General features: G+C 60.5%; 16 protein-coding genes. 10 read left to right on the forward strand and 6 right to left on the reverse strand.

Features of this window, described 5'->3' with window-relative positions; translation table 11 throughout:
* Nucleotides 1-47 precede the first annotated feature (47 nt).
* The 4 genes from QMK55_RS18600 to QMK55_RS18615 all read right to left on the reverse strand — a co-directional run bounded on the left by QMK55_RS18600 (nucleotide 48) and on the right by QMK55_RS18615 (nucleotide 5,442).
* The gene (locus QMK55_RS18600; RefSeq protein WP_320329717.1) at nucleotides 48-2,894 is read right to left on the reverse strand and encodes a valine--tRNA ligase; all 2,847 of its coding nucleotides are present in this window, start codon (nucleotides 2,892-2,894) and stop codon (nucleotides 48-50) included.
* Between the two features lie 161 nt (nucleotides 2,895-3,055).
* Complete coding sequence (locus tag QMK55_RS18605; RefSeq protein WP_102356434.1) at nucleotides 3,056-3,454, reverse strand: DNA polymerase III subunit chi; 399 nt, start codon at nucleotides 3,452-3,454, stop codon at nucleotides 3,056-3,058.
* A gap of 8 nt (nucleotides 3,455-3,462) precedes the next feature.
* Nucleotides 3,463-3,891: a DNA polymerase III subunit chi gene (locus tag QMK55_RS18610; protein ID WP_047292703.1), complete on the reverse strand. Its 429-nt coding sequence runs from the start codon at nucleotides 3,889-3,891 to the stop codon at nucleotides 3,463-3,465.
* Between the two features lie 60 nt (nucleotides 3,892-3,951).
* Nucleotides 3,952-5,442, reverse strand: a complete 1,491-nt coding sequence (locus tag QMK55_RS18615) for a leucyl aminopeptidase (RefSeq protein WP_102356436.1) — start codon at nucleotides 5,440-5,442, stop codon at nucleotides 3,952-3,954.
* A 308-nt stretch (nucleotides 5,443-5,750) separates the two neighbouring features.
* Here QMK55_RS18615 and lptF point away from each other — a divergent pair, with 308 nt between their 5' ends.
* From lptF to pdxJ, 8 genes are all read left to right on the forward strand, one after another.
* Entirely contained in the window at nucleotides 5,751-6,872 is a 1,122-nt protein-coding gene (gene lptF, locus QMK55_RS18620; protein ID WP_102356437.1) for an LPS export ABC transporter permease LptF, read from the forward strand.
* Nucleotides 6,865-7,926 carry an LPS export ABC transporter permease LptG gene (lptG, locus tag QMK55_RS18625; protein ID WP_102356438.1) on the forward strand — a complete coding sequence of 354 codons (1,062 nt, stop codon included), beginning with the start codon at nucleotides 6,865-6,867 and terminating at the stop codon, nucleotides 7,924-7,926. The genes lptF and lptG overlap by 8 nt, the downstream gene beginning before the upstream one ends.
* Nucleotides 7,927-8,098: 172 nt before the next feature.
* Nucleotides 8,099-9,898 (forward strand): translation elongation factor 4, encoded by a 1,800-nt coding sequence (lepA, locus tag QMK55_RS18630; protein WP_038357686.1) that lies wholly within the window; start codon nucleotides 8,099-8,101, stop codon nucleotides 9,896-9,898.
* 5 nt (nucleotides 9,899-9,903) lie between these two features.
* The gene (gene lepB / locus QMK55_RS18635) at nucleotides 9,904-10,758 is read left to right on the forward strand and encodes a signal peptidase I (protein ID WP_102356439.1); all 855 of its coding nucleotides are present in this window, start codon (nucleotides 9,904-9,906) and stop codon (nucleotides 10,756-10,758) included.
* 183 nt (nucleotides 10,759-10,941) lie between these two features.
* Nucleotides 10,942-11,631: a ribonuclease III gene (gene rnc, locus QMK55_RS18640; protein WP_016986099.1), complete on the forward strand. Its 690-nt coding sequence runs from the start codon at nucleotides 10,942-10,944 to the stop codon at nucleotides 11,629-11,631.
* Nucleotides 11,624-12,526 (forward strand): GTPase Era, encoded by a 903-nt coding sequence (gene era / locus QMK55_RS18645; RefSeq protein ID WP_064586098.1) that lies wholly within the window; start codon nucleotides 11,624-11,626, stop codon nucleotides 12,524-12,526. Before rnc ends, era begins: the two co-directional genes overlap by 8 nt.
* A 167-nt stretch (nucleotides 12,527-12,693) precedes the next feature.
* Complete coding sequence (recO, locus tag QMK55_RS18650; RefSeq protein WP_102356441.1) at nucleotides 12,694-13,383, forward strand: DNA repair protein RecO; 690 nt, start codon at nucleotides 12,694-12,696, stop codon at nucleotides 13,381-13,383.
* Between the two features lie 39 nt (nucleotides 13,384-13,422).
* Nucleotides 13,423-14,166: a pyridoxine 5'-phosphate synthase gene (gene pdxJ / locus QMK55_RS18655; RefSeq protein ID WP_320329718.1), complete on the forward strand. Its 744-nt coding sequence runs from the start codon at nucleotides 13,423-13,425 to the stop codon at nucleotides 14,164-14,166.
* Nucleotides 14,167-14,290: 124 nt separating this feature from the next.
* Here pdxJ and mltF read toward each other — a convergent pair whose 3' ends face one another.
* Complete coding sequence (gene mltF, locus QMK55_RS18660) at nucleotides 14,291-15,751, reverse strand: membrane-bound lytic murein transglycosylase MltF (protein WP_320329719.1); 1,461 nt, start codon at nucleotides 15,749-15,751, stop codon at nucleotides 14,291-14,293.
* Between the two features lie 285 nt (nucleotides 15,752-16,036).
* Between mltF and purL the strand changes: the two genes are divergently transcribed.
* Together purL and QMK55_RS18670 are read left to right on the forward strand one after the other, a co-directional pair.
* Complete coding sequence (gene purL, locus QMK55_RS18665) at nucleotides 16,037-19,933, forward strand: phosphoribosylformylglycinamidine synthase (protein ID WP_320329720.1); 3,897 nt, start codon at nucleotides 16,037-16,039, stop codon at nucleotides 19,931-19,933.
* A 5-nt stretch (nucleotides 19,934-19,938) separates the two neighbouring features.
* A complete protein-coding gene (locus tag QMK55_RS18670; protein ID WP_095050948.1) occupies nucleotides 19,939-20,250 on the forward strand; it encodes a YqfO family protein in 312 nt (103 codons plus the stop codon).
* Nucleotides 20,251-21,062: 812 nt separating this feature from the next.
* Here QMK55_RS18670 and nagE read toward each other — a convergent pair.
* Nucleotides 21,063-22,775, reverse strand: a complete 1,713-nt coding sequence (gene nagE / locus QMK55_RS18675; protein ID WP_320329721.1) for an N-acetylglucosamine-specific PTS transporter subunit IIBC — start codon at nucleotides 22,773-22,775, stop codon at nucleotides 21,063-21,065.
* Nucleotides 22,776-22,799: the final 24 nt, after the last annotated feature.

Raw genomic sequence — 22,799 nt, forward strand, 5'->3', positions numbered from 1 at the left:
AAAAAAGGGAGGCCACCAGGGCCTCCCTTTTTTATTGCGATTTGCCGTTACAGGCTGGCAATCCGCGCGTGTTGCTCGGCCAGTTTGCCCAGGGCCTGTTCTGCCTCGGCCAGTTTGGCGCGTTCTTTCTCGATGACTTCGGCCGGGGCCTTGTCAACGAAACCGGCGTTCGACAGCTTGCCGCCAACCCGCTGGACTTCGCCCTGCAGACGCAGGATTTCCTTGTCCAGACGCGCGAGCTCGGCACCCTTGTCGATCAGACCGGCCATCGGCACCAGCACTTCCATCTCGCCAACCAGTGCGGTAGCGGACAGCGGCGCTTCTTCGCCGGCCTGCAGAACGGTGATCGATTCCAGACGCGCCAGCTTCTTCAGCAGTGCTTCGTTCTCGGTCAGACGGCGCTGGTCTTCAGCGCTGACGTTCTTCAGGTAGATCGGCAATGGCTTGCCCGGGCCGATGTTCATTTCGCCACGGATGTTACGCGTGCCGAGCATCAGCTCCTTCAGCCATTCGATGTCGTCTTCGGCCGCCGGATCGATGCGCTCTTCGTTGGCCACTGGCCACGCTTGCAGCATGATCGTCTTGCCCTGAACGCCGGCCAGCGGCGCGATGCGCTGCCAGATTTCTTCAGTGATGAACGGCATGAACGGATGGGCCAGACGCAATGCCACTTCCAGTACGCGAACCAGCGTACGGCGGGTGCCGCGCTGACGCTCGACCGGCGCGTTCTCGTCCCACAGCACTGGCTTGGACAGCTCCAGGTACCAGTCGCAGTACTGGTTCCAGATGAACTCGTACAGCGCTTGTGCAGCGAGGTCGAAACGGAACTGATCCAGCTGACGGGTCACTTCGGCTTCGGTGCGTTGCAGCTGCGAGATGATCCAGCGATCCGCCAGCGACAGCTCGTAGGCTTCGCCGTTCTGGCCGCAATCTTCGCCCTTGTCCAGAACATAACGCGCGGCGTTCCAGATCTTGTTGCAGAAGTTGCGATAGCCTTCAACGCGGCCCATGTCGAACTTGATGTCACGACCGGTCGAAGCCAGCGAGCAGAAGGTGAAGCGCAGGGCGTCGGTGCCATAGCTGGCGATACCGTCGGCGAACTCGTCGCGGGTCTGCTTCTCGATTTTCTTCGCCAGTTTCGGCTGCATCAGGCCGGAGGTGCGCTTTTGCACCAGTTCTTCCAGCTCGATACCGTCGATGATGTCCAGCGGGTCAAGGACGTTGCCCTTGGACTTGGACATTTTCTGGCCCTGACCATCACGCACCAGACCGTGTACATAAACGGTCTTGAACGGAACCTGCGGCGTGCCGTCCTCGTTCTTCATAAGGTGCATGGTCATCATGATCATCCGGGCAACCCAGAAGAAAATGATGTCGAAACCCGTCACCAGTACGTCGGTGGAGTGGAATTTCTTCAGGAACTCGGTCTGCTCAGGCCAGCCCAGGGTGGAGAACGTCCACAGGCCCGAACTGAACCAGGTGTCGAGTACGTCGTTGTCCTGTTGCAGCGCCACGTCCGGGCCGAGGTTGTGCTTGGCGCGCACTTCGGCTTCGTCGCGACCGACGTAGACTTTGCCCGACTCGTCGTACCAGGCCGGAATCCGGTGGCCCCACCACAGCTGACGGCTGATGCACCAGTCCTGGATGTCGCGCATCCACGAGAAGTACATGTTTTCGTACTGCTTGGGCACGAACTGGATGCGACCGTCTTCAACGGCAGCAATCGCAGGCTCGGCCAGCGGTTTGGTCGACACGTACCACTGGTCGGTCAGCCACGGCTCGATGATGGTGCCGGAGCGGTCGCCTTTCGGCACTTTCAGGGCGTGGTCGTTGACGCTGACCAACAGGCCGGCGGCGTCGAACGCGGCAACGATCTGCTTGCGCGCTTCGAAACGCTCAAGACCGGCGTACTCGGCCGGAATCTTGCCGTCGATGCTGTCGTTCAGCGTGCCGTCGAGATTGAACACCTGGGCTGCCGGCAGTACGTTGGCGTTCTTGTCGAAGATGTTCAGCAGCGGCAGGTTGTGGCGCTTGCCGACTTCGTAGTCGTTGAAATCGTGGGCCGGGGTGATTTTCACGCAGCCGGTGCCGAATTCAGGATCGCAGTAATCGTCGGCGATGATCGGGATGCGGCGGCCAACCAGTGGCAGCTCGACAAATTTGCCGATCAGGGCTTTGTAGCGCTCATCGTTCGGGTTAACGGCCACGGCGGAGTCGCCGAGCATGGTTTCCGGACGGGTGGTCGCGACGATCAGGAAATCGTTGCCTTCAGCAGTTTTCGCGCCGTCAGCCAGTGGGTATTTCAGGTTCCACAGGAAACCTTTCTCGTCGTGGTTCTCCACTTCGAGGTCGGAAATCGCCGTGTGCAGTTTGGTGTCCCAGTTGACCAGACGCTTGCCACGGTAGATCAGGCCGTCTTCGTGCAGGCGCACGAAGGCTTCCTTGACCGCTTCCGAGAGACCGTCGTCCATGGTGAAGCGCTCGCGGCTCCAGTCGACGGACGAGCCGAGACGGCGGATCTGACGGCTGATGTTGCCGCCGGACTGATCTTTCCACTCCCAGACTTTCTCGAGGAATTTCTCGCGGCCCAGGTCATGACGGTTCTGGCCGGTGGCTTCCAGTTGACGTTCCACCAGCATCTGCGTGGCGATACCAGCGTGGTCGGTGCCCGGCTGCCACAGGGTGTTGCGACCCTGCATGCGGCGGAAACGGATCAGGGCGTCCATGATCGCGTTGTTGAAACCGTGACCCATGTGCAGGCTGCCGGTGACGTTCGGCGGCGGGATCATGATGGTGTAGGAGTCGCCCGCGCCTTGCGGGGCGAAGTAGTTCTCGGACTCCCAGGTGTTGTACCAGGAAGTTTCAATGGCGTGCGGCTGGTAGGTCTTATCCATGCGCGGCGGGACCCTATTGGCATTAATTCAGGAAAAGCCGACGAGTATAGCGGGGCATGGGGCCGAGGGCGAGCGGGGGGAGGCCGGGCGGACACTAATGTTGGGGGGTGAACCTTTGTGGTGAGGGGATAAATCCCCTCACCACAAAGGGATCCGCGGGGTTATTCGTACTGACTGAGCAGCCGTTCCATCCGCGCATCCAGACGGCGTTTGATTTCGGTTTCGATGTGCGGCGCGAAGTCGTCGATCACATCTTGCATGATCAATTGCGCGGCAGCGCGCAGTTCGCTGTCCAGATGCAGCAGAGCGTCCGGGCCTTTATCCACAGGTGCAGCTGCCGGTTGTGCCGCAGGTGCCGGGGCCGGCGCGGGTGGCGGTTCGATGGCGGGCGGCGTAGTGTCGACGGCCTCGAACAGCATCGGAATCTGTTCCTGTTCGCCCTCATCGACCGTGTCGGTCAGCAGTGGCGGTTGCAGGTTGTCATCGCCGAGCAACTGGCGGATCGATTCGAGATCGTCCAGCAGGTGAGCAGGCTTTTGCAGCGGTTTTGGAGTGTCCATCGGCGTACTCAGAGTCGCTGTAAACGGTGATCTTGCAGAGGATAGCCCTGTTCGCGGTAGAAACGGAAACTCTCCCGTGCCGCCGCGCGAATCGTCGGGTCTTCCACCACCACTTCCGCCACGCGGGCGAACTGGCTGGCGAAGGCCGGGACTTTCAGGTCGAGGTTGACCAGCAGATCCTGGTGCGCGCCGCAGTCAGCGCCCACCCCCAGCACAATCAAACCATCTGGTTCACTGTCGGCAGGGCCGTGAGGTACGAAGGTTTCGCCCTTGAACGCCCACAGGCGCGCATCGAGGTCGTCACGCTGGGCAGCATCGCTGCAATGCAGGTAGATGCGGTGGCCCATGCGCCAGGCTTTCTCGGTGAGCTTGCAGGCAAAGTCCAGGCGAGCCGAAGGATCGGCGCTGGGCAGGATATAAAAGTCGACTTTGGTCATTGCGGTTCCAGAACTGCGAACGGCGTCACCGCAGGGTGACGCCGTTGCAAGTCATCGGTTTCAGGCTTTGGCGCGGTCCAGCAGGTATTGGGTCAGCAAAGGTACCGGACGGCCAGTGGCGCCCTTGTCCTTGCCGCCGCTGGTCCAGGCGGTGCCCGCGATGTCCAGGTGTGCCCAGTTGAGGTTCTTGGTGAAGCGCGACAGGAAGCACGCGGCGGTAATGGTGCCGGCCTTCGGCCCGCCGATGTTGGCGATGTCGGCGAACGGGCTGTCCAGTTGCTCCTGGTATTCGTCGAACAGCGGCAGTTGCCAGGCGCGGTCGTCAGCAGCCTTGCCGGCGCTGAGCAGTTGCTCGACCAGTTCGTCGTTGTTGCCCAGCAGGCCGGAAGTGTGTGCACCCAGTGCCACGACGCAGGCGCCGGTCAGGGTGGCGATGTCGATCACCGCTTGCGGCTTGAAGCGTTCGGAGTAGGTCAGGGCGTCGCACAGCACCAGACGGCCTTCGGCGTCGGTGTTGAGGATTTCCACGGTCTGGCCGCTCATGGTGGTGACGATGTCGCCCGGACGCGAAGCGTTGCCGCTCGGCATGTTTTCGGCGCAGGCGAGGATGCACACCAGATTGATCGGAAGTTTCAGTTCGAGCACGGCACGCAGAGTACCGAACACGGAGGCAGCGCCGCCCATGTCGTACTTCATTTCGTCCATGCCGGCGCCCGGCTTCAGGCTGATGCCGCCGGTGTCGAAGGTGATGCCTTTGCCGACCAGCGCGTAAGGCTTCTCGGACTTCTTGCCGCCGTTGTACTGCATGACGATCAGGCGCGGCGGCTGGGCGCTGCCCTGGCCAACGGCGTAGAACGAACCCATGCCGAGCGCTTTGATCTTCTTCTCGTCGAGGACTTCGACTTTCAGATCCTTGAACTCTTTGCCGAGGTTCTTCGCTTGTTCGCCGAGGAACGTCGGGTGGCAGATGTTCGGCGGCAGGTTACCCAGATCGCGGGTGAAGGCCATGCCGTGCGCGATCGCTGTAGCGTGATTCACGGCGCGTTGCACTTCGGCTTGGGCGGCCTTGATGGTCAGCAGGGTGATTTTCTTCAGGGCGCGCGGTTCGGCTTTCTGGCTCTTGAACTGGTCGAAGCTGTATTCGCCATCCACCAGGGTTTCGGCCAGCAGACGGGTCTTGCCGTAGCTGTCGCGGTTTTTGACGATGATTTCATCCAGCGCCAGCACCGCGTCGGTGCCGCCCAGACCCTTCAGGGTGTTGAGGATCCCGGCAACGATTTTGCGGAACGGACGGTCGCCCAGTTCTTCATCCTTGCCCACGCCGACCAGCAGCACGCGCTCGGCTTTCAGGTTTGGCAGGCTGTGCAGCAGCAGGCTCTGACCGACCTTGCCGGCCAGGTCGCCACGCTTGAGGACGGCGCTGACCGCGCCACCGCTCAGTTCGTCGACCTGTCTGGCGGCGACGCCGAGTTTGCGGCCTTCGCCGACGGCAACCACCAGGGTGGCGGTTTTCAACGTTTCTGGGCTAACGCTTTTTACAACCAGTTCCATGTCCGGATCCCTGAATGAATGGTCAACACGCAGGCGTTCGACGGTGTCCGCAGTCGCCTGCTTATAGATAGAAGAGGCGCAGGCCAAAGCCTGCGACAAGGGCCGCAGTTTGAACCTCGCTCCCCGCGCCTGACAACCCTCGGCGACACGATCTTCAACCGATTGCACGCTTGGGTGAGTGTGCGCAGTGACAGGCGCGCTCAATCACAGGATAATGCCGCATCTTTTTTCGACGGCTCTGCCTTGCGGGCCGGTCGAGACGTTTGCTTGTTTGGCCGCCTTAGCCTGACAACCCTGGAGTGTCTGGTTTGATCGTCTTCCGTTATCTGTCCCGTGAAGTGATGTTGACCCTGAGCGCCGTCAGCGCCGTGCTGCTGGTCATCATCATGAGCGGTCGCTTCATCAAATACCTTGCCCAGGCCGCTGCGGGCCAGCTCGATCCGGGATCGCTGTTCCTGATCATGGGTTACCGTCTGCCGGGGTTCATGCAACTGATCCTGCCGCTGGGCCTGTTTCTCGGGATCCTGCTGGCTTACGGCCGGTTGTACCTCGAAAGCGAAATGACCGTGCTCTCGGCCACCGGCATGAGTCAGCAGCGTCTGCTGCGCATGACCTTGTTTCCGGCGACGCTGGTTGCACTGGTGGTGGCGTGGTTGAGCCTGAGCCTGGCCCCGCAGGGTGCCAATCAGTTTCAGCTGCTGCTGAACAAGCAGGACGCCCTGACCGAATTCGATACCCTCGAGCCCGGCCGTTTCCAGGCATTGCGTGACGGCACCCGGGTGACCTACACCGAAACCCTGACCGACGATCGCGTCAACCTCAGCGGTGTATTCATCTCGCAGAAGAACCTGGGGGCCAATCAGAAGGATCGCGGGATTTCCGTGCTGGTGGCCGAGAAGGGCCGTCAGGAAATCCACTCGGACGGCAATCGCTACCTGATCCTGCACAATGGCTATCGTTATGACGGCAGCCCGGGCCAGGCCGATTACCGCGCGATCAAATACGACACCTACGGCGTATTGCTGCCCAAACCCGATGCCAGCGACGAGGTCACCGACCGTGACGCGATGCCGACATCGACCTTGCTGAGCAACAACGACGAGCGCTCCAAGGCTGAACTGCAATGGCGTATTTCGTTGCCGTTGCTGGTATTCATCGTGACTCTGATGGCGGTGCCGCTGTCGCGGGTCAATCCGCGTCAGGGCCGTTTCCTGAAGCTGCTGCCGGCGATTCTTCTTTATATGGCTTACCTGACCATCCTGATTGCCGCCCGCGGCGCCCTCGAAAAAGGCAAGATTCCACCCGCCCTTGGCCTGTGGTGGGTGCACGGGATCTTCCTGGTCATCGGCCTCGGCCTGCTGTACTGGGAGCCTTTGCGCCTGAAACTGGCCAGCCGTCGCAGCGCTGCGCTGGAGGTGGCTCGTGGTTAAACTCGACCGCTATATCGGCAGCAGCGTATTCGTGGCGATTATCGCCGTGCTGGCGATCATCCTGGGTCTGGCGACCCTGTTTGCCTTCATCGACGAGATGAGCGACGTCAGCGATACCTACACGCTGACCGACGTTCTGAGCTTCGTCATCCTCACCGCACCACGTCGCCTCTATGAAATGCTGCCGATGGCCGCACTGATCGGCTGCCTGATCGGCCTTGGCAGTCTGGCCAGCAGCAGCGAGCTGACGGTCATGCGGGCCGCTGGCGTGTCCATCGGGCGTATCGTCTGGGCGGTCATGAAGCCGATGCTGGTGTTGATGCTGGCCGGTGTGCTGATCGGTGAATACGTGGCCCCGGCCACCGAAAGCATGGCTCAGGCCAATCGTTCGCTGGCGCAAGGCAGCGGCGACGCGCAGAGTGCCAAGCACGGCATGTGGCACCGTCAGGGCGAGGAGTTCATTCATATCAACGCCGTGCAACCCGATGGCCTGTTGTATGGCGTGACCCGCTATCACTTCGACAAGGAGCGCCACCTGCTGAGCTCCAGCTTCGCCAAGCGTGCGGAATTCGACGGCAACCGCTGGCAGCTCACCGACGTGACCACCACGGTGTTCCATGAGCGCAACACTGAAGTACTGAACGCCCCGAGCGAACAGTGGGACGTGTCGCTGAGCCCGCAATTGCTCAACACGGTGGTGATGGCGCCTGAGGCGCTGTCCATTTCCGGTCTGTGGGGTTACATCCACTATCTGGCGGAGCAGGGCCTGAGCAACGGCCGCTACTGGCTGGCATTTTGGGTCAAGGTGTTGCAGCCGCTGGTCACCGCCGCGCTGGTACTGATGGCTATCTCCTTCATCTTCGGCCCTTTGCGCTCGGTAACCCTCGGTCAGCGGGTGTTCACCGGTGTGTTGGTAGGCTTTACCTTCCGCATCGTCCAGGATTTGCTCGGCCCATCGAGCCTGGTGTTCGGCTTCTCGCCGCTGTTCGCGGTGCTTGTGCCCGCCGCGGTCTGTGCGCTGGCAGGGGTCTGGTTGCTGCGACGGGCCGGTTGATGGCCGTGTTGTTACCAACGCTTTAACCTCGAAAACGCCTCGGTCGACAGATCGGGGCGTTTTCGTATGCAATCCGGGTGACAGGCGAACGTGACGCTTGCGCCGTGTATCAGGTACAATTCCCGGCTATTTTTCGGCGGGCCAAGCCTGCAGCCTTTTTGAGTGTTGATCCGTGAGTGATTTGAGTCATATCCGCAATTTCTCCATCATCGCCCACATTGACCATGGCAAGTCGACGCTGGCTGACCGTTTCATCCAGATGTGCGGTGGCCTGGCCGAGCGTGAAATGGAAGCCCAGGTACTGGATTCCATGGATCTGGAGCGCGAACGCGGGATCACCATCAAGGCCCACAGCGTTACCCTTTATTACACTGCCAAAGACGGCATCAAATATCAGCTGAACTTCATTGACACCCCGGGCCACGTCGACTTCACCTACGAAGTCAGCCGCTCTCTGGCCGCGTGTGAAGGTGCCTTGCTGGTGGTCGACGCCGGTCAGGGCGTTGAGGCCCAGTCCGTGGCCAACTGCTACACCGCGATCGAGCAAGGCCTCGAAGTCATGCCGGTGCTGAACAAGATCGACCTGCCACAGGCTGATCCTGATCGCGTCAAGGACGAGATCGAAAAGATCATCGGTATCGACGCCACCGACGCCGTCACTTGCAGCGCCAAGACTGGCCTGGGTGTCGACGAGGTGCTCGAGCGCCTGGTGCATACCATTCCTGCGCCGACCGGCAACATCGAAGATCCGCTGCAAGCGTTGATCATCGATTCCTGGTTCGACAACTACCTGGGCGTTGTCTCCCTGGTGCGCGTGCGTCATGGTCGCGTGAAGAAGGGCGACAAGATCCTCGTCAAGTCCACTGGCAAGATCCATCTGGTTGACAGCGTTGGCGTGTTCAACCCGAAACACACCGCCACGTCTGACCTGAAGGCCGGCGAAGTGGGCTTCATCATCGCCAGCATCAAGGACATTCACGGCGCGCCGGTGGGTGACACCCTGACCCTGAGTTCGACCCCGGACGTTGAGGTGCTGCCAGGCTTCAAACGCATCCAGCCGCAGGTTTACGCCGGTCTGTTCCCGGTCAGCTCCGACGACTTCGAAGATTTCCGCGAAGCGCTGCAGAAACTGACCCTGAACGACTCGTCGCTGCAGTACACCCCGGAAAGCTCCGACGCACTGGGCTTCGGCTTCCGTTGCGGGTTCCTCGGCATGCTGCACATGGAGATCATCCAGGAGCGCCTGGAGCGCGAGTACGACCTGGACCTGATCACCACCGCGCCAACGGTAATCTTTGAGCTGGTGCTGAAAACCGGTGAAACGATTTACGTCGACAACCCATCCAAGCTTCCGGATGTGTCGTCGATCGAAGACATGCGCGAGCCGATCGTGCGGGCCAACATCCTGGTTCCGCAGGAACACTTGGGCAACGTCATCACCCTGTGCATCGAGAAACGTGGCGTTCAAGTCGACATGCTGTTCCTCGGCAATCAGGTGCAGGTCACTTACGACCTGCCGATGAACGAAGTGGTCCTGGACTTCTTCGACCGTCTCAAATCCACCAGCCGCGGCTATGCTTCGCTGGATTACCATTTCGATCGTTACCAATCGGCTAATCTGGTGAAACTGGACGTGCTGATCAACGGCGACAAGGTCGACGCTCTGGCGTTGATCGTGCACCGTGACAACTCGCACTACAAAGGTCGCCAGTTGACCGAGAAGATGAAAGAACTGATTCCTCGTCAGATGTTTGACGTAGCCATTCAGGCTGCCATTGGCGGTCAGATCGTTGCACGGACAACCGTCAAGGCACTCAGAAAGAACGTATTGGCCAAATGCTACGGTGGTGACGTCAGCCGTAAGAAGAAACTGCTCGAGAAGCAAAAGGCCGGTAAAAAACGCATGAAGCAGGTCGGTAACGTGGAAATTCCACAAGAAGCCTTCCTTGCAGTGCTCAGGTTGGATAGTTAGGTCCTATGTCACTAAATTTCCCGCTGTTGCTGGTCATCGCCGTGTTCGTCTGCGGCCTGTTGGCGTTGCTTGATCTGTTGATCCTGGCACCGCGTCGGCGTGCTGCCATTGCCTCTTATCAAGGCAGCGTCAGCCAGCCAGATGTGGTGGTCGTTGAAAAACTGAACAAAGAGCCGCTGCTGGTCGAATACGGCAAGTCGTTCTTTCCGGTGCTGTTCATCGTGCTGGTGCTGCGTTCGTTCCTGGTGGAACCGTTCCAGATCCCGTCCGGCTCGATGAAACCGACCCTGGATGTTGGCGACTTCATTCTGGTGAACAAGTTTTCTTACGGGATCCGCTTGCCGGTGATCGACAAGAAAGTCATCGAAGTCGGTGATCCACAGCGTGGCGATGTGATGGTGTTCCGCTACCCGAGCGACCCGAACGTCAACTACATCAAGCGTGTAGTCGGCCTGCCGGGCGACACGGTGCGTTACACCGCTGACAAGCGCCTGCTCGTCAATGGCGAGTCGATTGCCGAGCAACTGGTCGGCTCCGAGCCGGGCACGCTGGGCAGTGCCGAGCTCTACAAGGAAAAACTCGGCGCGGCCGAGCACCTGATCCGCAAGGAAATGAGCCGCTACCGTGCTACCCCGGACCATACCTGGACCGTGCCGGCCGGCCATTACTTCATGATGGGCGACAACCGCGACAACTCCAACGACAGTCGCTATTGGGATGACCCGAACATTCCCAAGGATCTGCTGGGCATGGTTCCCGACCAGAATATCGTCGGCAAAGCCTTCGCTGTCTGGATGAGCTGGCCGGAACCGAAACTCAGCCACCTGCCGAATTTCTCGCGGGTTGGCCTGATCAAGTAATCAATCACGGCGCTGTTGACCACAGCGCCGAATGCATTTCTGGAGTCGACACAAATCGGCGCCAGGGCATGAAGCCACGATATTCAGGACGTCATTTTTGAACACAGCGTTAATTGTCCCAGGCCTGCGCCGTACCCCGGCGATGGCGGTGGAATTCAGCCACGAACTCAGCGTGGGTAAACCGTGAGCGTTTCTCTAAGCCGTCTCGAGCGCCAGCTCGGTTACACCTTCAAGGATCAGGAGCTGATGCTGCTGGCCCTTACGCACCGCAGCTTTGCCGGGCGTAACAACGAACGCCTGGAATTTCTCGGCGATGCCATCCTCAACTTCGTGGCCGGCGAGGCGCTGTTCGATCGCTTTCCGCTAGCCCGCGAAGGCCAGTTGTCGCGTTTGCGCGCACGCCTGGTCAAGGGTGAGACACTGGCCGTGCTGGCCCGTGGCTTCGACCTGGGTGATTACCTGCGTCTGGGCTCGGGCGAGCTGAAAAGCGGCGGCTTCCGTCGCGAATCGATTCTGGCCGATGCCCTCGAGGCGTTGATCGGTGCGATCTACCTTGATGCCGGCATGGACATGGCGCGCGAGCGCGTATTGGCCTGGCTGGCCGGTGAGTTCGAAGGCCTGACGCTGGTCGACACCAACAAGGATCCCAAGACTCGTCTGCAGGAACACCTGCAATCGCGCGGTTGCGATCTGCCACGCTACGAAGTGGTGGATATCCAGGGTGAACCGCACTGCCGTACCTTCTTCGTCGAGTGCGAAGTGGTCTTATTGAATGAAAAAAGCCGAGGTCAGGGTGTGAGTCGTCGTATTGCCGAACAGGTAGCGGCCGCCGCAGCACTGATTGCCCTGGGCGTGGAGAATGGCAATGACTGATACAAACGCAACTCGCTGTGGCTACGTTGCCATCGTCGGCCGTCCCAACGTGGGCAAGTCCACGCTGCTGAACCACATTCTGGGGCAGAAGCTGGCGATCACCTCGCGCAAGCCGCAGACCACCCGTCACAACATGCTCGGGATCAAGACCGAGGGTGACGTGCAGGCGATCTACGTCGACACCCCTGGCATGCACAAGGGTGGCGAAAAGGCCCTGAACCGCTACATGAACAAGACCGCTTCGGCAGCGTTGAAAGACGTCGATGTGGTGATCTTCGTGGTCGACCGCACCAAGTGGACCGAAGAAGACCAGATGGTTCTGGAGCGTGTGCAGTACGTGACCGGCCCGCTGATCGTCGCGCTGAACAAGACCGACCGCATCGAAGACAAAGCCGAGCTGATGCCGCACCTCAGCTGGTTGCAGGAACAACTGCCGAACGCGCAGATCATTCCGATTTCCGCGCAGCACGGGCACAACCTGGAAGCGCTGGAAAAGGTCATCGCCGATCATCTGCCGGAGAACGATCACTTCTTCCCGGAAGACCAGATCACCGACCGCAGCAGCCGTTTCCTCGCTGCCGAACTGGTGCGTGAGAAAATCATGCGCCAGATGGGTGCAGAGCTGCCGTACCAGATCACCGTCGAGATCGAAGAGTTCAAGCAACAAGGCAAGACCCTGCACATTCACGCGCTGATCCTCGTCGAGCGTGACGGTCAGAAGAAGATCATCATTGGCGACAAGGGCGAACGCATCAAGCGCATCGGCACCGAAGCGCGCAAGGACATGGAGCTGCTGTTCGACTCCAAGATCATGCTCAACCTGTGGGTGAAGGTGAAGGGCGGCTGGTCCGACGACGAGCGTGCACTGCGTTCGCTGGGTTACGGCGACCTGTAATACCGGTTTTCTGTTACACCAGAGACCCCCTGTGGGAGCGGGCTTGCTCGCGAATGCGCAGTGTCAGTCGACATATACTTTGACTGATTCGCCGCTTTCGCGAGCAAGCCCGCTCCCACAGTAGTTTTGGGTTGTGAGTAAAACCGCGATTCTTCATCGAGAACTCAATGTCGCAAACCCCGCCTCCGGCCCAACCCGCCTACGTCCTGCATTCGCGTGCCTACCGCGAAACCAGCGCGCTGGTCGACTTCCTCACGCCGCAAGGTCGGCTGCGGGCGGTGTTGCGCAGTGCGCGGGGCAAGGCCGGGACACTGGCACGACCGTTCGTGCCGCTGGAAGTGGAGTTTCGTGGCAAGGGTGAGCTGAAGAACGTCGGGCGCATGGAAAGTGCCGGTAACGCGACCTGGATGGTCGGCGAGGCCCTGTTCAGTGGCCTCTATCTCAACGAACTGTTGATCCGTCTGCTGCCCGCCGAAGACCCGCACCCGGCGGTGTTCGACCACTACGCCGCGACGCTGCTGGCCTTGGCCGAAGGGCGGCCGCTGGAGCCGTTGCTGCGCTCCTTCGAATGGCGCCTGTTGGACGACCTCGGTTACGGCTTCTCCCTGAATGCCGATATCCACGGTGAGCCCATCGCGCCGGATGGCCTCTATCGTCTGCAAGTCGATGCCGGGCTTGAGCGCGTCTACCTGCTGCAACCAGGCTTGTTCAACGGCGTTGAATTACTGGCCATGGCCGAAGCCGATTGGACCGCCCCGGGAGCCCTGTCGGCGGCCAAGCGTCTGATGCGTCAGGCACTGGCTGTTCATCTCGGTGGGCGCCCCCTCGTCAGCCGCGAGCTATTTCGCAAGCCCTGATATGCTGTGCGCCGAATCTTTCCCTTCAGGAGCGCATCCGTGACCACCAGCAATCGCATTCTTCTTGGCGTGAACATCGACCACGTCGCCACCCTGCGTCAGGCCCGTGGCACGCGCTACCCGGATCCGGTCAAGGCTGCGCTGGACGCGGAAGAGGCGGGTGCCGACGGCATCACCGTGCACCTGCGCGAAGACCGTCGGCACATTCAGGAGCGCGATGTGCTGTTGCTCAAGGACGTGCTGCAGACCCGCATGAACTTTGAAATGGGCGTCACCGAAGAAATGATGGCGTTCGCCGAGCGCATCCGTCCGGCACACATCTGCCTGGTGCCGGAAACCCGTCAGGAATTGACCACCGAAGGCGGTCTGGATGTGGCGGGGCAGGAGGAGCGCATCAAGGCAGCGGTCGAGCGCCTGTCGAAAATCGGTAGTGAAGTGTCGCTGTTCATCGATGCCGACGAACGCCAGATTGCGGCCTCGAAGCGCGTTGGTGCGCCGGCGATCGAACTGCACACCGGGCGTTATGCCGATGCCGAGACCCCGACCGAAGTCGCGGAAGAATTAAAGCGTGTGGCGGACGGCGTGGCGTTTGGTCTGGCGCAGGGCCTGATCGTCAATGCCGGCCATGGCCTGCACTACCACAACGTTGAAGCCGTGGCGGAGATCAAGGGCATCAACGAATTGAACATCGGCCACGCGCTGGTGGCGCATGCGTTGTTCGTCGGGTTCAAGTCTGCCGTATCGGAAATGAAGGCGCTGATCCTGGCTGCCGCCAAGCACTAAGCAACAACACAACCCTCTGTAGGCCTTCGCCTGCTCGCGATAGCGGTGTGTCAGGCACCATCACATTGGCTGACACACCGCCGTCGCGAGCAGGCTCACTCCCACAGTTGATTTGGGGTGTTGGTTAGAGCGGGGCAGGTTCCGCAGCAGGCTTGGTCTTGTCGATCCCCGGCACATGCAGGTTGCCCTCGGCCACCTGATCACCTTCAAGCTGCGGCTGGGTCACCCAGGTCAGGATGTCGTAGTAGCGACGGATGTTCGCCACAAAATGCACCGGCTCGCCGCCCCGGGCGTAGCCGTAGCGGGTCTTGCTGTACCACTGCTTCTGCGACAGGCGTGGCAGCATCTTCTTCACGTCCAGCCACTTGTCCGGGTTCAGGCCTTCGCGGGACGCCAGTTTGCGCGCGTCATCGAGGTGACCGCTGCCGACGTTGTAAGCGGCCAGCGCGAACCAGGTGCGGTCTGGTTCCTGAATCGAATCGTCGAGCTGATCCTTCATATAGGCCAGGTACTTGGCGCCGCCCATGATGCTTTGCTTGGGGTCGAGACGGTTTGACACGCCCATCGCCTGGGCGGTGTTCTGGGTCAGCATCATCAGGCCGCGCACACCGGTTTTCGAGGTGACCGCCGGTTGCCACAGCGATTCCTGATAGCCGATCGCCGCGAGCAGGCGCCAGTCGACCTTCTCTTTCTTGGCGTAGGTCTTGAAGTGCTGTTCGTATTTGGGCAGGCGCTGCTGCAAGTGCTGGGCGAAGGTGGTGGCGCCCATGTAGCCGAGGACATCGACGTGGCCGTAGTAGCGGTCTTTCAAGCGTTGCAGGGTGCCGTTCTTCTGCACTTTGTCGAGGTAGGCGTTGATCTCGTTGAGCAGGCTGTTGTCTTCACCCGGGCCAACAGCCCAGCTCTGGCTGCGCGCATCGCCGAGGTCGAAGGCCACGCGGATGTTGGTGAAGTACACCTGGTTCATCGCCACTTCGTTGGAGTCGACCAGGGTCAGGTCGATCTGACCTTCATCGACCATGCGCAACAGGTCGACCACTTCCACCGCGTCGGATTCTTCGTACTCGATGCCGGGAAATTTCTTTTTCAGCTCTGCCAGCTGTTCGGCGTGGGTGCTGCCCTTGAGCACCATGATCTTTTTGCCGACCAGATCGCCGGGATCGGTGGGGCGTGACTGACCGTTGCGATAGATGATCTGCGGGGTGACTTCAAGGTAAGAATGGGAGAACCGCACCTGCTTCTTGCGATCCTCACTGCTGACCAGACCGGCCGCGGCCAGTACCGGGCCGTTCGGCTTGCCAATCTGATTGAACAGATCGTCGAGGTTGTCGGCGGTCTCGATTTTCAGCTCGACCCCCAAATCGTCGGCGAAGCGCTTCACCAGCTCGTATTCGAAGCCGGTTTCACCGCTGCGATCCTGAAAGTAGGTGGCGGGGCTGTTACGGGTAATCACCCGCAGCACACCGTCCTCCTTTACGCGCTCGAGTGTGTTGGGTTTATCAACACAGCCACCGAGCATCAGGAAGAGTCCGGTTGCGATCAGCCATTTGGCGTACCGCGGACGCAAAGCCGTTGGGAAAAACATCTGCGCAGTATACGCAAACGGCCACGGGCGCCATATCTCGACAGTGAAGGGCTTGTCTGCTAGAGATCAAAAATCTGGCCGAAACCCCGCAGGAATGGGGTTCAAGGGCATTTTGTTACAGTAAAAATAAGCCAGTCTCTCTGCCCTGTTAAATCTGACTTCAAAGGCAGAAACACAGATTGATGTCCGAGTGCAACCGTGCGTAGCGTTTCGGGTGATGTTGAGGGCGGTTTAGGCTAGAATGCACGGCCTCAAAGCACACCCCTTCCCGAGGCTGTCCCGAAGATGTTGATCCTGCGCGGCGCTCCTGCCCTTTCTGCCTTTCGCCACAGCAAACTCCTTGAGCAACTGAGCCAGAAGGTTCCAGCTGTCAGTGGCCTGTATGCTGAATTCGCTCACTTCGCCGAAGTCACCGGCGTCCTGACCGGCGACGAACAGCAGGTGCTTGCGCGCCTTCTGAAGTACGGTCCAAGCGTTCCGGTTCAAGAGCCGACCGGCCGTCTGTTTCTGGTGTTGCCGCGTTTCGGCACCATCTCGCCATGGTCGAGCAAGGCCAGCGACATCGCCCGCAACTGCGGCCTGAGCAAGATCCAGCGTCTGGAACGCGGTATCGCGTTCTACGTCTCCGGTCAGTTCAGCGAAACTGAAGCCCAGCAGATTGCTGACGTGCTGCATGACCGCATGACCCAGATCGTGCTGGCCAACCTGGAACAGGCCGCCGGTCTGTTCAGCCACGCCGAGCCGAAACCGCTGACTGCAATCGACATCCTCGGTGGCGGTCGCGCTGCGCTGGAAAAAGCCAACACCGAGCTGGGCCTGGCCCTGGCCGAAGACGAGATCGACTATCTGGTCGACGCCTTCAACGGCTTGAAGCGCAACCCGCACGACATCGAACTGATGATGTTCGCCCAGGCCAACTCCGAACACTGCCGCCACAAGATCTTCAACGCCAGTTGGGATATCGACGGCCAGAGCCAGGAAAAAAGCCTGTTCGGCATGATCAAGAACACCTACGTGATGCACAGCGAAGGCGTTCTGTCGGCTTATAAGGACAACGCCTCGGTGATCGTCGGCAACGTTGCCGGCCGTTTCTTCCCGAACCCTGAAACCCGCCAGTACGGTGCGGTGCAGGAGCCGGTGCACATCCTGATGAAGGTTGAAACCCACAACCACCCGACCGCGATCGCTCCGTTCCCTGGCGCATCCACCGGTTCCGGTGGCGAGATCCGCGACGAAGGTGCCACCGGTCGTGGCGCCAAGCCAAAGGCCGGCCTGACCGGCTTCACCGTGTCCAACCTGCAGATCCCGGGCTTCGAACAGCCGTGGGAAGTGCCGTACGGCAAGCCTGAGCGCATCGTTACCGCGCTGGACATCATGATCGAAGGCCCGCTTGGCGGCGCCGCGTTCAACAACGAATTCGGTCGCCCGGCCCTGACTGGCTACTTCCGTACCTTCGAACAGTCGATCACCACCCCGCACGGTGACGAAGTTCGCGGTTACCACAAGCCGATCATGCTCGCTGGCGGCATGGGCAACATCCGCGAAGAACACGTCAAGAAAGGCGAAATCGTCGTCGGCTCCAAGCTGATCGTACTGGGTGGCCCGGCGATGCTCATCGGTCTGGGTGGCGGCGCCGCTTCCTCGATGGCCACCGGCACCAGCTCGGCGGATCTGGACTTCGCTTCCGTACAGCGCGAAAACCCTGAAATGGAGCGTCGCTGCCAGGAAGTCATCGACCGTTGCTGGCAACTGGGTGACAAAAACCCGATCAGCTTCATCCACGACGTCGGCGCGGGCGGTCTGTCCAACGCCTTCCCGGAACTGGTCAACGACGGCGACCGCGGTGGCCGTTTCGAACTGCGCAACATTCCAAACGACGAGCCGGGCATGGCCCCGCACGAAATCTGGTCCAACGAATCCCAGGAACGTTACGTTCTGGCGGTCGGCCCGGCTGACTTCGAGCGCTTCCAGGCGATCTGCGAACGCGAGCGCTGCCCGTTTGCCGTAGTGGGCGAGGCAACTGCCGAGCCGCAACTGACCGTGACCGACAGCCACTTCGGCAACAACCCGGTGGACATGCCACTGGAAGTGTTGCTGGGCAAAGCCCCGCGCATGCACCGTTCGGTGGTTCGCGAAGCCGAGCTCGGCGATGACTTCGATCCGTCGAACCTCGACATTACCGAGTCCATCGAACGCGTTCTGCATCACCCGGCCGTGGCGAGCAAGAGCTTCCTGATCACCATCGGCGACCGCACCATCACCGGCCTCGTGGCCCGTGACCAAATGGTCGGCCCGTGGCAGGTTCCGGTGGCTGACGTTGCCGTCACCGCGACCAGTTTCGACGTTTACACCGGTGAAGCGATGGCGATGGGCGAGCGTACTCCGCTGGCATTGCTGGACGCTCCGGCGTCGGGCCGCATGGCCATCGGCGAAACCCTGACCAACATTGCCGCGTCGCGCATCAACAAGATCTCCGACATCAAACTGTCGGCGAACTGGATGTCGGCTGCCGGCCACCCGGGCGAAGACGCGCGTCTGTACGACACCGTGAAAGCGGTCGGTATGGAACTGTGCCCTGAGCTGGGCATCACCATTCCGGTGGGCAAGGACTCGATGTCCATGGCCACCCGCTGGAACGACAACGGCGAAGAAAAAACCGTGACCTCGCCGATGTCGCTGATCGTGACCGGTTTCGCGCCAGTGGCTGACATCCGTCAGACCCTGACTCCGGAACTGCGCATGGACAAGGGCACCACCGACCTGATCCTGATCGACCTCGGTCGCGGTCAGAACCGTATGGGCGCATCGATCCTTGCACAGGTCCACGGCAAACTCGGCAAGCACGCGCCGGACGTCGATGACGCCGAAGACCTGAAAGCCTTCTTCGCCGTGATCCAGGGCTTGAACGCCGACGGTCACCTGCTGGCGTACCACGACCGCTCCGACGGTGGTCTGCTGACTTCCGTAGTGGAAATGGCTTTCGCCGGCCACTGCGGTCTGAGCCTGAACCTGGACAGCGTTGCCGAGTCCTCGGCAGAAATCGCCGCGATCCTGTTCAACGAAGAACTGGGTGCCGTGATCCAGGTTCGTCAGGACGCCACGCCAGATATCCTCGCGCAGTTCAGCGCGGCCGGTCTGGGCGACAGCGTGTCGGTGATCGGTCAGCCAATGAACAACGGCCAGATCAACATCACCTTCAACGGTGACACCGTGTTCGAAGGCCAGCGTCGTCTGCTGCAACGTACCTGGGCTGAAACCAGCTACCAGATTCAGCGTCTGCGCGACAACGCCGACTGCGCCGAGCAAGAGTTCGACGTGCTGCTGGAAGAAGACAACCCGGGCCTGAGCGTCAAGCTGAGCTACGACGTCAACCAGGACATCGCCGCGCCTTACATCAAGAAAGGCATTCGCCCACAGGTTGCCGTGCTGCGTGAGCAGGGCGTCAACGGTCAAGTGGAAATGGCCGCTGCCTTCGACCGCGCCGGTTTCAACGCGATCGACGTGCACATGAGCGACATTCTGGCCGGCCGCGTCGACCTGAACGAGTTCAAAGGTCTGGTGGCCTGCGGTGGTTTCTCCTACGGTGACGTCCTCGGCGCCGGTGAAGGCTGGGCCAAGTCGGCGCTGTTCAACAGCCGCGCCCGCGATGCGTTCCAGGGTTTCTTCGAGCGTAACGACAGCTTCACCCTCGGCGTGTGCAACGGTTGCCAGATGATGTCCAACCTGCACGAGCTGATCCCGGGCAGCGAGTTCTGGCCACACTTCGTGCGTAACCGCTCCGAGCAGTTCGAGGCGCGCGTGGCGATGGTGCAGATCCAGGAATCGAACTCGATCTTCCTGCAGGGCATGGCCGGTTCGCGTATGCCGATCGCCATCGCTCACGGTGAAGGTCACGCCGAGTTCTCCAGCGAAGAAGCACTGCTGGAAGCCGATCTGTCCGGTTGCGTCGCGATGCGTTTCGTCGACAACCATGGCAAGGTCACCGAAGCCTACCCGGCCAACCCAAACGGTTCGCCGCGCGGGATTACCGGTCTCACCAGCCGTGATGGCCGTGTGACGATCATGATGCCGCACCCGGAGCGTGTGTTCCGTGCCGTGCAGAACTCGTGGCGTTCGGAAGACTGGAACGAGGACGCACCTTGGATGCGTATGTTCCGTAACGCGCGCGTCTGGGTTAACTAAGGCCTGTGTACAAGCTCGCCTTTTTTGTTCCTGACAGTCATGTCGAGGTGGTCAAAGGCGCTGTGTTCGCTGCCGGTGGTGGGCGAATCGGTGACTATGACCACTGTGCGTGGCAGGTGCTTGGGTCTGGTCAGTTTCGGCCTTTGGACGGCAGTCAGCCGTTTATTGGCGAGGCGGGGCAGGTTGAGCGGGTTGAGGAATGGAAGGTTGAGCTTGTGGTGGCAGATGAGTTGATCGTGGCTGTTGTGGCGGCTCTTAAGTTGAGCCATCCCTATGAGACGCCGGCTTATGAAGTGTGGCGGCTGGAAGATTTCTGATAGCCGCTTAAACAAGAAGCCCGCAGATGAGTGATTGTCTGCGGGTTTTTTGTTGCCCCCGATTTGCTTTTCTGTAGGAGTGAGCCTGCTCGCGATGGCGCCCTGACAGGCGACCATGCTCTGTCTGGCTGAGTGAATATCCGTTTCTTCGAGTGCTGCCGCTGACGGTTCCGCCCTTACGGCGGGTCACTTTTGACAAACGCCTCAAAAGTAACCAAAAAGGCTTGCCCCAACGTTCGGCCCGCTCGCTAAAGCTCGGGGTTCCTTCGCTCCGGGATCCATCCGGGCGCATCGCCTCCGGTTTGCTTCGCTGCACCTCCTCTCGATGCATTTGGCTGCGCCAAACGGTCGCTGCGCTCCCACCCCCGGATGAATCCTTCCACTCAGCCTGCCGACGGGGCCTGTGGATCAAGATCAAGAGCCGCAGCCGAGCTTGCGCTCATCCTGTGTAGGAGCTGCCGAAGGCTGCGATCTTTTGATCTTGATTTTGTCGGAGCTGGCCTGCCAGCGAAGGCGACCTGACAGCCGCCCTGTTTCTTTCAGGTGTACTCAATCCAACTGTAGGAGTGAGCCTGCTCGCGATAGCAACCTCACAGCAACCAATCACCCGCAGATGTACTCAATCCCTGTGGGAGCCTGGCTTGCCAGCGATGGCGACCTGATAGCCGACCTGATTCTTCGGATAGATAGCTTCCCTGTAGGAGCTGTCGAGTGAAACGAGGCTGCGATCTTTTGCTCTTGCTTATGATTGTAAAAAAGCAAAATCAAAAGATAGCAGCCTGCGGCAGCTCCTACAGGGGTGATGTGTGGGGTCAGACTTTGGCGCTGACCTCGCTGCGGTTGACCAGCGCTTCCAGTGCCCCACTCAAACTCGCTGCTTTATCCCCCACCAGCAAATGCCAGACCCCGCCATCCAACTGGCTGACACCGTGACAACCCAGATCCTTCAACTGCGCCTCGGACAACGCCTTGCCATCCGCCAATTGCAGGCGAATCCGCGTCATCGCAATGCAATCCAGCTGCAGCACATTGTCGCCACCGCCCAGCGCATTCAGCCATTGCTGCGCCTCGGAACCGGCAACGGCCACAGCTTTCGGCTCATCAACAACAGCGGTTTCAACCAGAACGGCACGCCCCAGCGCCGGCATCGCCAGGCGAATCTCATCGGCAATGCTGTCCGCCATCGGCCCGACAACCACCTGCAAACTCCCACCTTTACCCGGACGGACCACCGCCATCGCGCCCAGTGCCTTCAAGTCAGCGTCGGAAGCCTTGTTGCGATCAACCATTTCCAGGCGCAGACGGGTGGTGCACGCACCCACCGTCACCAGATTCTCTGCGCCACCGAGTGCCTTGATGTAGGCCGCAGCGCGCTCGTTCTCGGTGAGAACAGCCTTGTCGGCCGTCGCAACATCTTCACGCCCCGGCGTTTTCAGATTGAAGCGACGAATGCAGAAATCAAACACCGCGTAATACACCACGGCATAGGCCAGTCCCACCGGAATCACCAGCCAGCCATTGGTCGAGCGTCCCCAACCCAACACCATGTCGATGAAGCCGCCAGAGAAGGTAAAGCCCAAGTGGATGTTCAGCGCATTGGTAATCGCCATCGACAACCCGGTCAGCAGCGCATGCAGCAGATACAGCAAGGGCGCCAAAAACATGAAGGCGAACTCGATCGGTTCAGTCACCCCGGTCAAAAACGAAGTCAGGGCCATCGACAGGAAAATCCCGCCCATGACTTTGCGGCGTTCCGGCAGGGCGTTGCGGTACATCGCCAGGCACGCGGCGGGCAGGCCGAAGATCATCATCGGGAACATGCCGGTCATGAACTGGCCGCCCTTTGGATCGCCAGCGAAGTAGCGCGACAGGTCACCCGTCACCAGAGCGCCGGTCGTTGGATCAGTGAAGTTGCCGAAGACGAACCACGCCATGTTGTTGAGGATGTGGTGCAGGCCGGTGACGATCAGCAAGCGGTTGAACACGCCGAAGACGAAGGCGCCGAAGCTGCCGCTTTCCATCATCAGGGTGCCGAAGCTATTGATGCCGTGCTGGATCGGCGGCCAGATGTAGCCGAACACCACGCCCAGACCGACCGCTGCAAACCCGGTGACGATCGGTACAAACCGCCGGCCACCAAAGAATGCCAGATACTCCGGCAGTTTGATGTCCTTGAAACGGTTGTACAGCGCGCCAGCCATGAGGCCGCTGACGATCCCGGCGAGCATGCCCATGTTGATGCTCGCGTCGAGCACCTTGAGCGTGGAGATCATCACCAGATAACCGATCACCCCGGCCAGACCAGCGGTGCCGTTGTTGTCCTTGGCGAAGCCGACGGCGATACCGATGGCGAAGATCATCGCCAGGTTGGCGAAGATCACCTGGCCGGCATCGTGAATGATCGCGATGTTCAGCAGGTCGGTGTCACCCAGACGCAGCAGCAGACCGGCAATCGGCAGGATCGCGATCGGCAGCATCAGCGCGCGGCCGAGGCGTTGCAGGCCTTCGATGAAGAGTTGGTACATGGTGCTTCTCCCTGCTCTTTATAG

The organism is Pseudomonas sp. P8_229 (genome assembly GCF_034008635.1).
GTDB lineage: Bacteria > Pseudomonadota > Gammaproteobacteria > Pseudomonadales > Pseudomonadaceae > Aquipseudomonas.

Excerpts from the sequence above, each read along its gene's own strand:
- QMK55_RS18600 (WP_320329717.1), bottom strand. The coding sequence starts at position 2,894 with ATGGATAAGACCTACCAGCCGCACGCCATTGAAACTTCCTGGTACAAC.
- QMK55_RS18605 (WP_102356434.1), bottom strand. The coding sequence starts at position 3,454 with ATGGACACTCCAAAACCGCTGCAAAAGCCTGCTCACCTGCTGGACGAT.
- QMK55_RS18610 (WP_047292703.1), bottom strand. The coding sequence starts at position 3,891 with ATGACCAAAGTCGACTTTTATATCCTGCCCAGCGCCGATCCTTCGGCT.
- QMK55_RS18615 (WP_102356436.1), bottom strand. The coding sequence starts at position 5,442 with ATGGAACTGGTTGTAAAAAGCGTTAGCCCAGAAACGTTGAAAACCGCC.
- lepB (WP_102356439.1), top strand. The coding sequence starts at position 9,904 with ATGTCACTAAATTTCCCGCTGTTGCTGGTCATCGCCGTGTTCGTCTGC.
- era (WP_064586098.1), top strand. The coding sequence starts at position 11,624 with ATGACTGATACAAACGCAACTCGCTGTGGCTACGTTGCCATCGTCGGC.
- recO (WP_102356441.1), top strand. The coding sequence starts at position 12,694 with ATGTCGCAAACCCCGCCTCCGGCCCAACCCGCCTACGTCCTGCATTCG.
- mltF (WP_320329719.1), bottom strand. The coding sequence starts at position 15,751 with ATGTTTTTCCCAACGGCTTTGCGTCCGCGGTACGCCAAATGGCTGATC.
- purL (WP_320329720.1), top strand. The coding sequence starts at position 16,037 with ATGTTGATCCTGCGCGGCGCTCCTGCCCTTTCTGCCTTTCGCCACAGC.
- nagE (WP_320329721.1), bottom strand. The coding sequence starts at position 22,775 with ATGTACCAACTCTTCATCGAAGGCCTGCAACGCCTCGGCCGCGCGCTG.